The following is a 14,565-nucleotide window of genomic DNA, read 5'->3' on the forward strand; positions in this document are numbered from 1 at the left end:
CGCATGGGGTTTCACCGACCTGACAGGATCGAAGACGCTTTGGCGGCACTGGGCGCCGGGGCGTCGGTTATCGCGGGAGGCACCGATTGGTACCCGTCGCGCGGGGACGGGCCGGTGCCGCAGGATGTGCTGGACGTGACGCGCCTGCCCGGTTTCCGCGGGATCGAGCAGGACGGCGCGGGCTGGCGCATCGGCGCCGCCGCCACCTGGACCGAGATCGTTCGGGCGCCGCTGCCGCGCGGGTTCGACGGGCTGAAGCGCGCGGCGCGGCAGGTCGGTTCGATCCAGATTCAGAACGCGGGGACGGTCGGCGGCAATATCTGCAACGCCTCGCCCGCCGCTGACGGGATGCCGCCGTTGCTGACACTGGACGCCGAGGTCGAGCTGGTCGGCCCCGAGGGCGTCCGGCAGATGCCGCTCGATCGGTTCGTGACGGGCGTGCGCCAGACCGACCTGCGGCCGGGCGAATTGCTGCGTGCGATCCATATCCCCGATCCGTTGTCGGCGGGTGCGGCCTTTGAAAAGCTGGGGTCGCGGAAATACCTCGTGATTTCTATCGCGATGGTCGCGGCCTGTATGCGGATGGAGGCGGGCCGGGTGGCGGACGCCCGCGTGGCGGTCGGTGCCTGTTCGCCCGTGGCGCGGCGGATGCCCGCGCTGGAACGCGCGCTTGTCGGGGCTGAAGAGGGCGATGTCGCCCAGATCGTGACGCCGGACCTGCTGGAGGGGCTGGCGCCGATTTCCGATGTGCGCGGCAGCGCCGATTACAGGATGGACGCGGTGGCGGCGCTGATCGCGCGCGCCCTCGAGACAGCGGCGGAGGAGCCATGATGGACAAGCCCAACGCAATCACGCGCACGGGGTTCACCCTGAACGGCCGCGCGGTGTCGGTCGATGCCGATCCCGGCGAGCGTCTGTCGCAATCGCTCCGTGAACGGTTGGATGCGCGGGACGTCAAGATCGGCTGCAACGCGGGCGATTGCGGGGCCTGCACCGTGCTGGTGGATGGCGCGCCGGTCTGTGCCTGCCTGATGCCCACGGCGCAGGCCGAAGGCGTGCAGGTCGAAACCGTGAAGGGAGTGGTCGCCAGCGATGAAGGCCAGCGGCTTGTGCAGGCGTTCCAGGCGCACCAGGCGGCGCAATGCGGGATCTGCACGCCGGGCATGATGGTGTCTGCGGTGGCGCTCTTGCGCGCGCAGGCCCGGCCCGGCGTGGCCGAGATCGAGGATGCGCTGGGCGGCGTTCTGTGCCGCTGCACCGGGTATCGCAAGATCGTTGACGCGGTCGCTGCGGCGGGGCTGGGGGATGTCACGCCCGCGCCCGCCAGCGGGGCGGTCGGCACGCCGCTGATGCGGCTTGACGGGCAACCCAAGGTCGATGGTCGCGAACGGTTCGGCGATGACGTGGCGCCGGAGGGGGCGCTGGTCTTGCGGGTGATCCGCAGCCCGCATTTCCATGCGCGATTCACGCTTGGCGATCTGGACGGGTTCCGCGCCGCGCACCCCTGGGTGCGTCTGGTGCTGACGGCGGCGGATGTTCCGGGGCGCAACAATTATGGCGTGATCCCCGGCTTTGAGGACCAGGCCGTTTTCGGTGAAGGTTATGTCCGGTTCCGTGGTGAGGCGGTGGCGGCGATTGTTGGTCCTGCAGATGAGATGGCGCGGTTCGACCCGGCGGAATTTCCCGTGACATGGGAGGACTTGCCGCCCGTCCTGACGGTGGACGAAGCGATGGCCGAAGGTGCGCCGCAACTGCACGAGGGGCATGCGCAGAACGTGATGACCGGGGGTTTCGTCAAGCATGGCGAGGCCGAGGCGGCGCTGGCGCGCGCCGATGTGGTCGTCGAGGGGGATTTCGCGACCTCGTTCGTGGAGCATGCCTATATCGAGCCCGAGGCCGGTTTCGCAGAGATGGTGGACGGGCGGCTGCACATGCATGCCTGCACGCAGGCCCCGGTGATGGATCAGGAGATGCTGGCCGGTGCGCTGGCGATGCCGATGGATCGTATCCGCATCGTGCCGACGGCGACGGGCGGCGGGTTCGGTTCCAAGCTGGACGTTTCGGTGCAGCCCTACCTGGCGCTGGCCGCGCTGAAGCTGGGACAGCCTGTGCGCATGGCCTATAGCCGGATCGAGTCGATGCAATCCACCACCAAGCGGCATCCCGCGCAGATCAGCCTGGCGGTGGGCGCGACGCGGGATGGCGTGATTTCGGGGATGCGGTTCGAGGGGCTGTTCAACACAGGGGCCTATGCAAGCTGGGGGCCGACCGTGGCGAACCGGGTGCCGATCCATGCCTCGGGGCCGTACCGGGTGCGCGATTACCTGGCGCGGGCGCAGGGGATTTACACCAACGGACCGCCCGCCGGGGCGTTTCGCGGCTTCGGCGTGCCGCAATCCGCGATCGCGGCCGAGCTGCTGCTGGACGAGCTGGCGGAAAAGCTGGGCATGGATGCGCTGGAGTTCCGGCTGAAGAACGCGCTGACGAACGGCGAGCCTACGGTCTGCGGGCAGGTTTTCGAAAAGGGGGTCGGGATCGGCGCCTGCCTCGAGGCGCTGCGCCCGCATTGGCAGGCGCTGGGTGCCGAGTGCGCCGCGTTCAACAGGAACGGCGGTGTGCTGCGGCGCGGGGTCGGGATCGGTGCGGGCTGGTATGGCTGCGGCAACACCTCGTTGCCCAACCCGTCGACGATCAAGGCGGGGCTGCGCGCGGATGGCACGGTGGTGCTGCACCAGGGCGCGGCGGATATCGGGCAGGGATCGAACACGGTCATCACGCAGATATTCGCGCAGGCGCTGGGCGTCGATCCGGCCGGCATCCGGTTGGTCGGCGGCGATACGGACGTGACGCCCGATGCCGGCAAGACCTCGGCCAGCCGGCAGACATTCGTGACCGGCAATGCCGCGCGCCTGGCGGGGCTGGCGCTGCGCCGGCAGGTGCTGGCGCTGGTCAACGCGCCCGAGGACGCGGTGTTGCGGCTGGGCGAGGGCGCTTGTGTCGAGGATGGTGGCGGGCGTCATGCGCTGCGGCTGGAGCAGATGGACCAGGACGGCGAAGGCTATGTTCTGCGGGTGGCCGAAACCTATGATCCACCGACCGAGCCGCTGGACGAAAACGGGCAGGGCGTGCCCTATGCGCAGTTCGGCTATGCCGCGCATCTGGCGATGGTCGAGGTGGACACCGCGCTGGGCACCACGCGTGTGCTGCGGCTGGTGGCTGCGCATGACGTGGGCCAGGCGATCAACCCGCTGCTGGTCGAGGGCCAGGTGCAGGGCGGCGTTGCGCAAGGGTTGGGCATGGCCTTGATGGAAGAGTTCCTGCCGGGAAGGACCGAGAACCTGCACGATTACCTGATCCCGACATTCGGTGACGTGCCGCCCATCGACACGCTGATCATCGAGGAAGAGGACGCCCACGGCCCCTATGGCGCCAAGGGGCTGGGGGAACATGCGCTGATCCCCACCGCGCCCGCGATCCTGAACGCGATCACGCGGGCCACCGGTGCGCGGCTCCGGCAGGTGCCGGTCACGCCTGCACGGCTGCGCGCGGCGTTGAAGGCGGCTGGCCATGGCTGAGGTTTTTCCTGCAGGGCCGGCGCTGCCGCGCGCCCCGCATTACACTACAGGAGGTGGCGATGCCTGACGATACGGCCCGCACCAAACCCGAAAAGATCCGCTGCGATGCCTGCCCGGTGATGTGCTACATCGCCGATGGCAAGGCCGGGGCCTGCGACCGATATGCCAATCACGGGGGCGAGCTTGTGCGGCTCGATCCGCTGACGGTGATCCAGTCGGGCGCGCAGGCGGTGGCCTTTCTGCATGATGACGCGCAGGCGCAGGACTGGGACGGCGACGTGATCCAGGGCGACCGCACCTTCGTGACCGCGGTGGGTGCCGGCACGACCTATCCCGATTACAAGCCGGCCCCTTTCATCGTCAGCCAGGATGTCGACGGGGTGGACATGGTCACTGTCGTGACCGAGGGGATTTTCAGCTATTGCGGCGTCAAGGTGAAGATCGACACCGACCGCCATATCGGCCACGAACGTGCCGTCGTGCGCGTGGACGGCGAGGCGATCGGCCATGTGATGACGTCGGAATACGGGTCGAAAATGCTGTCGCTGGGGGGTGTCGAGCACCTGACCGGCGGGTCAAAGAAAGAAGGCCGCGTGACTTGCGACGCGCTTTTGCAGCTTTGCAACCGCGAGGCCGTGACGATGACGATCGACGGCGGTGCCGAGCTGGTGGTGCAGGCGGGCCAGCCGCCGGTCATAAACGGCCAGCCCGAAAAACTGATGCGTGTCGGCTGCGGGTCGGCGACGATCGGAATGTTCGCCAAGCAATGGGAGCCGCATGTCGACGAGGTGATCGTGGTCGATGACCACATCACCGGCGTGCTGACCGAGCACGAGGCCGGCAAGCAGTTGGGGATGCGCCCCTCGGGGATCAAGATCAACGGGCGGCGGTCCACGCCGGGGCGGTATTTCCAGGTGGCCGAGCCCGGCACCGGCTGGGGCGGCACGGACGTCGAAGACCCGCTGACCATCCTGCGCCCGGCCGATCCCAAGCTGGCCTGGCCGGGGCTGCGGCTGCTGATGGTGTCGACGACCGGCGAGCAATGGGCCTATTTCACGCTGGACGACGATCTGTGCCCGGAACCCGCCGAGATCACCCCGCCGCTGTTGCAAAGCTGCGAGCGGATCGCCGAGAATTGCGAACCGTCGCTGTGTTCGGTGCTGTTCATGGGCGGCGCGGGCGGCAGCCTGCGGGCCGGTGTCACGGAAAATCCGGTGCGGCTGACCCATTCGGTCAAGGATGCGCTGACCTATGTCAGTTGCGGCGGGGCCGAGGCCTATGTCTGGCCGGGCGGCGGGATCACCTTCATGGCGGATGTGATGGAGATGCCGACGAATTCCTTCGGCTATGTTCCCACGCCGGCGCTGGTCGCGCCGATCGAGTTCACGCTGCGGGCCGATGATTATGCCGCGCTGGGGGGGCATGTGGACCACGTGAAACCGGTGGACCAGGTGCTGAACCCCGACATTCGCAAGGTGCTGCCCACGGGCGGTCCCGATCCGCACACGCGCCAGCATCACCGCTGGAGCCATGCCAGGAAGGGCCGGTCGTGACCGGGCCGGTGGCCGCGATGCTGCCGGGGGACCGGCTGCATCTGCAGCACGGGCCGATCGACCTTGTGATCGGGGCCGATGGTGACTGGCAGGCGGCCTATCGTGCGGCCTGGGTGCGGTTCCAGACCGTGTTGTCCGAACTGGTCGAGGAATTGCCGCTGCTGCGCCGCGCAACGGGTATGCGGCCGGGCGGCCGCGTTGCGCGCCGCATGCATGCAGCGTGCCTGCCCCATGCGGAGCGGTGCTTTGTCACGCCGATGGCCGCTGTCGCCGGGTCGGTCGCCGACGAGGTGCTGGCCGCGATGGTGGCAGCTGTGCCCTTGACGCGGGCCTATGTGAACAACGGCGGCGACATCGCGCTGCATCTGGCCGAAGGGGCGCGGTTCGCGGTCGGCATGGCAGGGCTGGACGGTACGGGGCTGGGCGAGGTCGGGATCGACGCGCACAGCCCGGTGCGTGGCATCGCCACCAGCGGGGCGGGCGGGCGCAGCCTGTCGCTGGGCATCGCCGACAGCGTGACGGTCCTGGCCCGCGATGCGGCGCGGGCGGATGTGGCGGCGACGCTGATCGCGAACGCGGTGGATTTGCCGGGCCATCCGGCAATCCTGCGCCAGCCGGCGCAGGAGGTGCGGCCCGACAGCGACCTCGGACTGCGGCCCGTGACCACACATGTAGGCGCGCTGGCGGCGGCGGATGTGGCGCGCGCGCTGGACGCCGGTGTTGCGGTGGCGCGCGGGATGCGCGAGCGTGGGCTGATCGAAGGGGCGGCCCTGATGCTGCAGGGGCAGGCGCGGCAGGTCGATGCCGGGGCCGGCGCAAGGAAAATCGAAAGGACATATGCAGATGCCTGACGTCGAGATACGCAAGATCGCGACCTCGCTGGAGGAGATCCATCACGAGGGCGGGCCACGGGCCGAAAAGCCTTATCGCCGGGCGGCCATCGTCGCGGTGATCAAGAATCCGTATGCGGGGCAGTATCACGCCGATATCCAGCCCTTCATGGAGGATCTGAAACCGCTGGGGCTGATGATGGCGCAGCGGCTGGTCGAGATGCTGGGCGGCGATCCGTCGGTGGTCGAAGGCTATGGCAAGGGTGCGATCATCGGCCTTGGCGGCGAGATCGAGCACGGCGCGCTGTGGCATGCGCCGGGCGGCTATGCGATGCGCGAGGTTCTGGGCGGGTCCAAGGCGATCGTGCCGTCGACCAAGAAGGTGGGAGGGCCGGGTACGCGGCTCGACGTGCCGGTGACGCATACCGAGGCGAGTTACGTGCGCAGCCATTTCGACAGTATCGAGGTCGGCCTGAACGACGCGCCGCGCGCGAACGAAATGGCGGTCGTGCTGGTGATGACGACCGGCGCGCGGGTGCATAACCGCGCCGGGGGGCTGGCGGCAGAAGACATCAAGGGAGAGGACGGTCTGAGATGAAAGCCGATATTCGCAAGCTGGCGGTCTGGGTCGAGGAAACACACACCGAGATCGGAAAGAAGATCCTGCCGCCCACGCGCAAGGCCGTGGCGGTGGCCGTCATCCGCAATCCCTTTGCCGGGGAATACCACGAGGATCTGACCGAGCTGATGGAGATCGGCGCGGAACTTGGCGGCCTTCTGGGCGACAAGGCGGTGGCGGCGCTGGGCATCGAGCCGTCGCAGGCCGAAAGCTATGGCAAGGCGGCGATGGTTGGCGAGAACGGCGAGTTGGAACATGCCGCCGCGATCCTGCACCCCAAGTTGGGCGCGCCGTTGCGCAAGGCGGTCGAAAAGGGGGCGGCGCTGGTGCCGTCGTCGAAAAAGATGGGTGGACCGGGGCAGGATCTGGACGTGCCGCTGGGCCACAAGGACGCGGCCTATGTGCGCAGTCATTTCGACGGGGTCGAGGTGCGGATGAACGACGCGCCGCGCGCCAACGAGATCATGGTCGCCGTGGCCGTCACCGACAGCGGGCGTCCGCTGCCGCGCGTGGGCGGGCTGACCCACGAAGAGGCCGAGGGAAAGGACGGGTTGCGTTGATGCGGAAGGGCGGCTCTGCCTAGAGCTTGTCCAGAAGCGTCAGCAGTCTGTCCAGTTCGCGTGGTGTAAGATTCGCGGCGGTGGCGCGGGAAATCTCGGTCGCGGTATGGATCGCGCTGTCGGCAAAGCGGCGGCCTTCGTCCGTGAGCGAAATTACCAGGCGCCGCATGTCTGTCGGGCTTTTGGCGCTGTCGACCAGTTTCTTGACCTTGAGCCGGTCGACCACGCCCTTGGTGGTGGCCGCATCCAGCCCGACCATCCGGCCCAGTTGGTTTTGCGAGATCGGACCGGATTCGCGCAGGCGGGCCAGAATGGCGAATTGTGTCGGAGTTACCTCTGGCATCATGCGGGCGAACAGTTCAAGATGCTTCTGGTTGGCCAACCGGAGCTTGAATCCGATCTGGTCCTCGAGTCGATAGTCTTGATGAGTTTGCGCGTCCATGGTGTCTACATCGCTCAATTTCTTTCCACTCTTTCACGAACTGGCCCGGTCGTCCAACATTTGCGCGAATAGTGTCGTAAAAATTGTTTGACAACTAACAATATGATGGTGCCCAATCGGGACAAGGTGCCGCAGGGCGCGAAAGGCTATGGGGGGATGTTCGGATGAGCTTCGTCAGAAATGCCTGGTATGTTGCGGGGTGGTCGCGGGATTTCGGCGACGACCTCAAACCGGTCACCATCACCGGGCAGAACATGGTGATGTTTCGCGCATCGACCGGCCGGGTTGTCGCGCTGGAAGACCGCTGCCCGCACAAGCTGCTGCCGCTGTCCAAGGGCAAGCGCATCGGCGACACGGTGCAGTGCGGCTATCACGGGATGACCTTTGACTGCTCGGGCAAATGCGTGCGCGTTCCGGGGCAGGACAACCTGCCGCGCAGCGCCTATGTCGATGCTTTTGCCGTCGAAGAGCGCAACGGAATCGTCTGGGTCTGGATGGGCGAGGCGGACAAGGCCGATCCGTCGAAAATCTTTCACATGGACGAATTCGACGACCCCGACTGGTACGCCCATCATGGCGGCGCGCTGCACATAAAGGCGCATTACCTGAACGTCGCGGAAAACCTGGTCGATCCCGCGCATGTCAGTTTCGTGCATCCCACCACGCTGGGCAGCGCCGCGTCAGAGGATGTGCCGGTGCATGTTTCGACCAGCGGCGACGTGATCGCGGCCTGGCGCTGGATCAGGAACGCCCCGCCGGTCGGGTTCTTCCAGAAATTCGGGGGGTTTGCCGGGAATGTGGACCGCTGGCATTACTACTATCTGCACATGCCTTCGACGGCGGTCATCGATTTCGGCAGCGTCGATGCCGGGCTGAACCTGCCCGAGGACGCCCGCGACCAGGGCGTGCGCATATTCGCGTTGCATTTCGTCACCCCGGTGACGGAGGATTACACCATCGATCACTGGATGCACCTGCGCAACACGGCGCAGGGCGACGAAGAGGCCAGCGCCCAGATGGACGCGATGTTCCGCATCGCCTTCGAGGAAGACAAGGAGGTACTGGAAGCCATACACGAGGAAGAGCAGCGGCCGCAGAAACGCAAGCCGATCAGGATCGCGATAGACAAGGCGCCGAACGTTTATCGCAAGCGTATCCGCGACCTGATCGAATCAGAGGCGACCGAGTATCTAGGAGAGCCGGAAAGGCCGACATTCGTCCAGCTCGACTGAGGCTGGGCGCGGGACCAACGGAGAGGAAACAGCATGAAACGCAAGACATTTCTAAAAGGCCTGATGGGTGCAGCTGCCCTGGCGGCCTTGCCGATCACGGCGGTGGCGCAAGAGGCCATCAAGATCGGCGAGATCAACCACTACAAGCGGATGGCGGCATTCGCCGAACCCTACAAGAAGGGGATCGAGCTGGCGCTGGAGCAGGTGAACGGCGCCGGCGGCGTGATGGGCCGCCCGATTGAGTTCATCTTTCGCGACGACCAGGGCGAACCCGGCGAAGCGGTGAAGATCGCCGAAGAACTGATGACGCGCGACGGCGCGGTGATGCTGACCGGCACGATCCTGTCGAATGTGGGCCTGGCGATTTCGTCGCTGGCGGCGCAGAAGGGGTATGTCTATCTCGCGTCGGAACCGCTGGCGGACAGCATCGTCTGGGCATCCGGCAATCCCTATACCTTCCGGCTGCGCAGCTCGACCTACATGCAGGCGGCGATGCTGGCCGAAGAGGCGGCCAAGACCGACGCCAAGACCTTTGCGACGATCGCGCCCAACTATGCCTATGGCAAGGATGCGGTCGCGGCGTTCAAGGAAAACCTGCTGAAGCTGAAGCCCGATGCGGAATTCGTGGCCGAGCAGTGGCCGGCGCTGTTCAAGATCGACGCCGGTGCCGAGGTGCAGGCGATCGAGCGGGCCAAACCCGACGCGATCTACAACGTCACCTTCGGCCCCGACCTTGCAAAGCTTGTGCGCGAAGGCACCGACCGCGGCCTGTTCGACGGGCGTCAGGTGTTCGGCCTGCTTTCGGGCGAGCCGGAGTACCTGGACCCGCTGGGTGAAGAAGCGCCCGAGGGTTGGATCGTGACCGGCTATCCCTGGTACGACCTCAACGATGGCCCCGGCGGCGAATTCGTGGCCGCCTATCAGGAGCGCTGGGGCGATTACCCGCGCCTCGGGTCGATCGTGGGATACATGACCGTTCAGTCCATCGCCGCCGCGCTGGAAAAGGCGGGCAGCACGGAAACGGATGCAATCCGGGCCGCGTTCGACGACCTGAGCCTCGACACCCCGATGGGTCCGATCACCTACCGCGCGATCGACCACCAGTCGACGATGGGGGCCTATGTGGGCACCATCGCGCTGCGTGACGGCAAAGGCGTCATGGTGGATTGGGAATACAAGGACGGGGCGAACTACCTGCCGTCCGACGAAGAGGTCAAGGCGCTGCGCCCCGCGGAGTAAGCCCCAACCCTTCCCGCCGCGCGTGGTGCAAGCCCGCGCGGCGGGGCACTCATACTCAAAACGGAACAGGGATGTAGATGGGCCTTTTCATCGCTCAGCTATTGACGGGTCTTGCCAATGCCGGGGCGCTTTTCATGGTCGCCTCGGGGCTTAGCCTGATCTTTGGCGTGACCCGCATCGTCAATTTCGCGCATGGCAGTTTCTACATGCTGGGCGCCTATATCGGCTACACGCTGATGCAGGTGCTGCCCGGCGCCGTGGGGTTCTGGGGGGCCATCCTGTTGGCGGGCATCGCCGTCGGCCTGATCGGCATGCTGGTGGAAATCCTGGTGCTGCGGCCCGTCTACCGCGCGCCCGAGCTGTTCCAACTGGTCGCCACCTTCGGCGTCATCCTGGTGGTGCAGGATCTGGCGCTGATGATCTGGGGGCCGGACGACCTGCTGGGGCCACGCGCGCCGGGCCTCAAGGGTGTCGTGCGCATCATGGGCGAGCCCATTCCGAAATACGATATTGCGCTGTTGGTGATCACGCCTTTCGTGGCGCTGGGCCTGTGGTACCTGATCACGAAAACCCGCGTCGGCATCCTGGTGCGCGCGGCCACGCAGGACCGCGAGATGGTGGGCGCGCTGGGCGTGAACCAGGCGTGGCTTTTCACCGGCGTCTTCGCGCTGGGCTGCGGGCTGGCCGGCCTGGGCGGCGCGCTGCAACTGCCCAAGGGCGGGGCCGACCTGCTAATGGATTTCAACATCCTGACGGCCGTTTTCGTCGTGGTGGTGATCGGCGGCATGGGGTCTTTGCCGGGGGCTTACCTTGCGGCGGTGATCATTTCGGTTCTCAACGTGTTCGGCGTGACCTACCTGCCGCAATCGACGCTGGTTCTGATGTTCGTCGTGATGGTTCTGGTGCTGATGATCCGGCCCTACGGCCTGTTCGGGCGCGAAGAAGTCGCGGGAGAGCATGGCCAGGTCGGTGAGCCCGAGCGCCCGATCAAGCCTGCCGGCCTTCAGGTGCGGCTGCTGGTGGGCGCGGGCGTCGCGGCCCTGGCGTCGCTGCCATTGATCGGGTCGAACTTTACCCAGGTTCTGGCGACCGACATCCTGATTTTCTGCCTGTTCGCGGCGTCGCTGCATTTCCTTCTCGGGCTGGGCGGGTTGGTCAGCTTTGGCCACGCGGCCTATTTCGGCGGCGGGGCCTATGTTTCGGCCCTGCTGATGATGCATGTGAACACGCCGATGGAGCTGGCGTTCATGCTGGCGCCGATCGGGGCGGGGATGGCGGCGCTGATCATCGGCTGGGTCTGCCTGCGTCTGACCGGCGTCTATTTCGCGATGCTGACGCTGGCCTTTGCGCAGCTTCTGTGGAGCCTGGTGTTCCAGTGGGGCGAGTTCACGGGCGGCGATGACGGTATCCTGGGCATCTGGCCCGCCGACTGGCTGAGCGGGACGACCACGTATTACTATTTCGCGCTGGTTCTGAGCGTGGGCGGCATCCTGTTCCTGCGCCATGTCGCGCATTCGCCCTTTGGCTATGCGTTGCGCGCGGCGCGCGACAGCGAACGGCAGGCCGAGGCGACGGGGATCAACACCCGGCGCGTGCGGATGCTCGCCTTTGCCTTTGCGGGGATGATGGCGGGTCTGGCCGGCGGGCTGTTCGTGTTCTCGAAGGGCTCGGTCTTTCCCAACGAGTTGGAGATCGCGCGCAGTTTCGACGCGCTGATCGTGGTCTTCCTGGGCGGGGTCAAGACGCTGTCGGGTGGCATTGTCGGCGGGGCCTTCTTCAAGGGGGTCGAGGACGTGCTGACGCGGTATGAATACTGGCGCCTGGCGATGGGTCTGCTGATCATCTTCGTGGTGATCGTGGCGCCCGACGGCATCGTCGGCACGTTGCGCAAGGCGGCAGAGCGGTTCGGCCTGTCGCGCAAGGCGGAGGACGAGGCATGAGCGTGGTTCTTGAAACCCGGGGTCTGACCAAATCCTTTGGCGGGATTGTCGCGGTGAACGACGTGTCGTTTCAGTTGCACAAGGGCGAGCTTCTGGCGCTGATCGGGCCCAACGGGGCGGGTAAAAGCACCTGTTTCAACATGCTGATGGGCCAGTTGAAGCCGACCCGAGGCAGCGTGTTCCTGATGGGGGACGACATCACCGGGAAATCCCCGCGCGAAATCTGGCGGCGGGGCGTCGGGCGCACGTTCCAGATCACGGCGACCTATGCGTCGATGACGGTGATCGAGAACGTGCAGATGGCGCTGATCTCGCATAATCGGCAGGTGTTCAAGGCGCTGCCCTTTGCGCACAGGATGCACCGTGACCGCGCGATGGATCTGCTCGCCATGGTCGGCATGGAGGGGCAGGCCGAACGGCATTGCGCCGTGCTGGCCTATGGCGACCTCAAGCGGTTGGAACTGGCGATCGCGCTCGCGCATGAGCCGACGCTGTTGCTGATGGACGAACCGACGGCCGGGATGGCCCCGCGCGAACGTATCGCGCTGATGCAGCTTACGGCGGATATCGTGCGCGATCGGGGGGTGAGCGTGCTGTTCACCGAACATGACATGGACGTGGTTTTCGCCCACGCGCACCGGATCATGGTGCTGAACAGGGGCGAGCTGATCGCCGATGGCAGCGTCGAGCAGATCCGCAACGACCCGCGCGTGCAGGAGGTGTATCTGGGCGGCGGGACCGTGTTCAAATCCGAAGACGAGGCAGAAGATGCTTGAACTGAGCGCGGTCAATTCCTTTTACGGCAAGGCCCATGTGCTGAACGACCTGAGTTTCACGGTCGCGCGGGGACAGGTCGTGGCATTGCTGGGGCGCAACGGTGCGGGCAAGACCACGACGATGAAATCCATCATGCAGCTGGTCACGCCGCGATCGGGAAAGGTGACGTTCCAGGGCCGGGATATCACCGGATTGGCAACCCACAAGGTTGCCAAGCTGGGGTTGGGTTACGTGCCCGAAGAGCGGCGCATCTTCACCGACCTGACGGTTCTGGAGAACCTCGAAGTGGGACGCCAGCCAGCCCGCGACGGCAGCTATACCTGGACGACCGAGATGTTGTTCGACCTGTTTCCGAACCTTGCGGAACGGCGCGGCAACCGCGGCAAGGCGCTGTCGGGTGGTGAGCAGCAGATGCTGACCATCGCGCGCACGCTGATGGGTAACCCGTCCTTCGTGCTGCTGGACGAGCCGAGCGAGGGCATCGCCCCGGTCATCGTCGAACAGATGGCGCGCGTCATCATCCAGTTGAAGCAAGAGGGGCTGACGGTGCTTTTGTCCGAGCAGAACCTGCATTTCGCCCGTGCGGTGGCGGACATGGCCGTGATCATCGAGGGCGGGACGCAGAAATTCACCGGCACGCTGCAAGAGCTGAACGATCACCCCGAAATCCGCGACGCCTATCTTTCGGTCTGAGCAATCGGGCCTATCGCTGCCGTGCGCCTTTGGGTAGAAAGGGGTTTCGTGCAGGGAAGAACCGGGACGGAACCATGATCCGCATCATCGCTTTGGCCGCACTTTGCCTTGGGGTTTTCGTGCAGCCGGGCATCGCAGGCGACAGGCAGCTTATCGGCCGGGGCGGGGTGATCGTGAACGATTCCTTCGGGGATGTCCGGGATCGCTGGCGTACCGGGTCTGCCGTGGGCAGCCGCGTCTGGGGGCCGGAGTGGACAGGGCGTGCGCCCGAAGGGTTCGGGCGCTTGCTGGAGTTGCGCTTTGGCGGGCAGATCATCGCGCCGGCCAGTATCCGCAATCCCGATGCGCGCGACCGGCCATATGCCGGGGCCTTGTTCGGTGGGCTGCATACGCATTTCAGCCGGGGTGAAACGGATTTCGCGCTGGGTGCCGATCTGGTGATGACCGGGCCGCAGACGGGTCTGGATGACTTTCAGGACGCATTGCATGACCTGGCCGGTATTTCGCAAACCTCGGACTCTGTGCGCGCCACGCAGATCGAAAACGGGTTCTATCCCACGCTTGTCTTCGAGGCGGGGCGCGATCTGCGCCTGTCACCGGGGGCCACGCTGCGTCCCTTCGTCGAGGCGCGCGCGGGCGACGAAACGCTGCTGCGCGTCGGCGGCGACCTGACGCTGGGCACCATCGGTCAGGGGGAGTTGTGGGTGCGCGACGGTGTGACCGGGCATCGCTACCGCACGGTGCGCCGGCCCTTTTCCGGCTTTGCCTTCGTGCTGGGTGCGGATATTGCGCATGTCGCCGACAGCGCCTACCTGCCGGAAGATCGCGGCTACACCCTGACCGACACACGCACGCGTCTGCGGATGGGTCTGCATTACGAGGGCCGCAGGGCGCAGGTCTTCTACGGGCTGACCTACCTTGGCAAGGAATTCGAAAACCAGCCCGAAGGTCAGTTGACGGGGGCGATCAGCCTGAACTTCCGGTTCTGATCGCGCGGCCCGGCGTGGCGCATCAACAACAACATCTAATGCTCTGAGAACAAAACGCTTTGCGCGGTCCGCCGTGTCTGTTAGCGTCGGCGACAATAATAAACCGAGGCAGACAT

General features: G+C 65.9%; 13 protein-coding genes. 12 read left to right on the forward strand and 1 reads right to left on the reverse strand.

The features are described 5' to 3' along the window. Nucleotides 1-3: 3 nt before the first annotated feature. Genes BLT50_RS12680 through BLT50_RS12705 form a run of 6 tightly spaced genes read left to right on the forward strand, consistent with a single transcriptional unit; the run spans nt 4 to nt 7,137 of the window. Nucleotides 4-831 carry an FAD binding domain-containing protein gene (locus BLT50_RS12680; RefSeq protein WP_090029066.1) on the forward strand — a complete coding sequence of 276 codons (828 nt, stop codon included), beginning with the start codon at nt 4-6 and terminating at the stop codon, nt 829-831. Further along, nucleotides 831-3,575: a molybdopterin-dependent oxidoreductase gene (locus tag BLT50_RS12685; protein ID WP_090029067.1), complete on the forward strand. Its 2,745-nt coding sequence runs from the start codon at nt 831-833 to the stop codon at nt 3,573-3,575. Before BLT50_RS12680 ends, BLT50_RS12685 begins: the two co-directional genes overlap by 1 nt. Nucleotides 3,576-3,634: 59 nt before the next feature. Next, nucleotides 3,635-5,128 (forward strand): 6-hydroxynicotinate reductase, encoded by a 1,494-nt coding sequence (locus tag BLT50_RS12690; RefSeq protein ID WP_090029068.1) that lies wholly within the window; start codon nt 3,635-3,637, stop codon nt 5,126-5,128. Then, nucleotides 5,125-5,979, forward strand: a complete 855-nt coding sequence (locus BLT50_RS12695; RefSeq protein WP_245723374.1) for a UPF0280 family protein — start codon at nt 5,125-5,127, stop codon at nt 5,977-5,979. The genes BLT50_RS12690 and BLT50_RS12695 overlap by 4 nt, the downstream gene beginning before the upstream one ends. After that, nucleotides 5,972-6,556, forward strand: a complete 585-nt coding sequence (locus tag BLT50_RS12700; RefSeq protein ID WP_090029164.1) for an amino acid synthesis family protein — start codon at nt 5,972-5,974, stop codon at nt 6,554-6,556. Before BLT50_RS12695 ends, BLT50_RS12700 begins: the two co-directional genes overlap by 8 nt. Continuing rightward, nucleotides 6,553-7,137, forward strand: a complete 585-nt coding sequence (locus BLT50_RS12705) for an amino acid synthesis family protein (RefSeq protein ID WP_090029069.1) — start codon at nt 6,553-6,555, stop codon at nt 7,135-7,137. Before BLT50_RS12700 ends, BLT50_RS12705 begins: the two co-directional genes overlap by 4 nt. Before the next feature lie 19 nt (nt 7,138-7,156). On the opposite strand, the gene BLT50_RS12710 is transcribed toward BLT50_RS12705, so the two are convergent. Next, complete coding sequence (locus BLT50_RS12710) at nt 7,157-7,483, reverse strand: MarR family winged helix-turn-helix transcriptional regulator (protein ID WP_245723375.1); 327 nt, start codon at nt 7,481-7,483, stop codon at nt 7,157-7,159. Nucleotides 7,484-7,743: 260 nt separating this feature from the next. Between BLT50_RS12710 and BLT50_RS12715 the strand changes: the two genes are divergently transcribed. From BLT50_RS12715 to BLT50_RS12740, 6 genes are all read left to right on the forward strand, one after another. After that, nucleotides 7,744-8,811 (forward strand): aromatic ring-hydroxylating dioxygenase subunit alpha, encoded by a 1,068-nt coding sequence (locus tag BLT50_RS12715; protein WP_090029071.1) that lies wholly within the window; start codon nt 7,744-7,746, stop codon nt 8,809-8,811. A 33-nt stretch (nt 8,812-8,844) separates the two neighbouring features. Beyond that, nucleotides 8,845-10,050, forward strand: a complete 1,206-nt coding sequence (locus BLT50_RS12720) for an ABC transporter substrate-binding protein (protein WP_090029072.1) — start codon at nt 8,845-8,847, stop codon at nt 10,048-10,050. 77 nt (nt 10,051-10,127) lie between these two features. Continuing rightward, nucleotides 10,128-11,990, forward strand: a complete 1,863-nt coding sequence (locus tag BLT50_RS12725) for an ABC transporter permease (RefSeq protein WP_090029073.1) — start codon at nt 10,128-10,130, stop codon at nt 11,988-11,990. Then, the gene (locus BLT50_RS12730) at nt 11,987-12,766 is read left to right on the forward strand and encodes an ABC transporter ATP-binding protein (RefSeq protein ID WP_090029074.1); all 780 of its coding nucleotides are present in this window, start codon (nt 11,987-11,989) and stop codon (nt 12,764-12,766) included. The genes BLT50_RS12725 and BLT50_RS12730 overlap by 4 nt, the downstream gene beginning before the upstream one ends. Beyond that, entirely contained in the window at nt 12,759-13,460 is a 702-nt protein-coding gene (locus BLT50_RS12735; RefSeq protein ID WP_090029075.1) for an ABC transporter ATP-binding protein, read from the forward strand. Before BLT50_RS12730 ends, BLT50_RS12735 begins: the two co-directional genes overlap by 8 nt. Before the next feature lie 74 nt (nt 13,461-13,534). Further along, nucleotides 13,535-14,449: a lipid A-modifier LpxR family protein gene (locus tag BLT50_RS12740; protein WP_090029076.1), complete on the forward strand. Its 915-nt coding sequence runs from the start codon at nt 13,535-13,537 to the stop codon at nt 14,447-14,449. Nucleotides 14,450-14,565 lie beyond the last annotated feature (116 nt).

Source organism: Lutimaribacter saemankumensis, assembly GCF_900100005.1.
GTDB lineage: Bacteria > Pseudomonadota > Alphaproteobacteria > Rhodobacterales > Rhodobacteraceae > Lutimaribacter > Lutimaribacter saemankumensis.

What these genes read in the sequence shown, in the direction of transcription:
- BLT50_RS12715 (WP_090029071.1), top strand. Translation starts at nt 7,744, where the DNA reads ATGAGCTTCGTCAGAAATGCCTGGTATGTTGCGGGGTGGTCGCGGGAT.
- BLT50_RS12730 (WP_090029074.1), top strand. Translation starts at nt 11,987, where the DNA reads ATGAGCGTGGTTCTTGAAACCCGGGGTCTGACCAAATCCTTTGGCGGG.
- BLT50_RS12680 (WP_090029066.1), top strand. Translation starts at nt 4, where the DNA reads ATGGGGTTTCACCGACCTGACAGGATCGAAGACGCTTTGGCGGCACTG.
- BLT50_RS12720 (WP_090029072.1), top strand. Translation starts at nt 8,845, where the DNA reads ATGAAACGCAAGACATTTCTAAAAGGCCTGATGGGTGCAGCTGCCCTG.
- BLT50_RS12735 (WP_090029075.1), top strand. Translation starts at nt 12,759, where the DNA reads ATGCTTGAACTGAGCGCGGTCAATTCCTTTTACGGCAAGGCCCATGTG.
- BLT50_RS12725 (WP_090029073.1), top strand. Translation starts at nt 10,128, where the DNA reads ATGGGCCTTTTCATCGCTCAGCTATTGACGGGTCTTGCCAATGCCGGG.
- BLT50_RS12700 (WP_090029164.1), top strand. Translation starts at nt 5,972, where the DNA reads ATGCCTGACGTCGAGATACGCAAGATCGCGACCTCGCTGGAGGAGATC.
- BLT50_RS12690 (WP_090029068.1), top strand. Translation starts at nt 3,635, where the DNA reads ATGCCTGACGATACGGCCCGCACCAAACCCGAAAAGATCCGCTGCGAT.
- BLT50_RS12685 (WP_090029067.1), top strand. Translation starts at nt 831, where the DNA reads ATGGACAAGCCCAACGCAATCACGCGCACGGGGTTCACCCTGAACGGC.
- BLT50_RS12740 (WP_090029076.1), top strand. Translation starts at nt 13,535, where the DNA reads ATGATCCGCATCATCGCTTTGGCCGCACTTTGCCTTGGGGTTTTCGTG.
- BLT50_RS12705 (WP_090029069.1), top strand. Translation starts at nt 6,553, where the DNA reads ATGAAAGCCGATATTCGCAAGCTGGCGGTCTGGGTCGAGGAAACACAC.
- BLT50_RS12710 (WP_245723375.1), bottom strand. Translation starts at nt 7,483, where the DNA reads ATGATGCCAGAGGTAACTCCGACACAATTCGCCATTCTGGCCCGCCTG.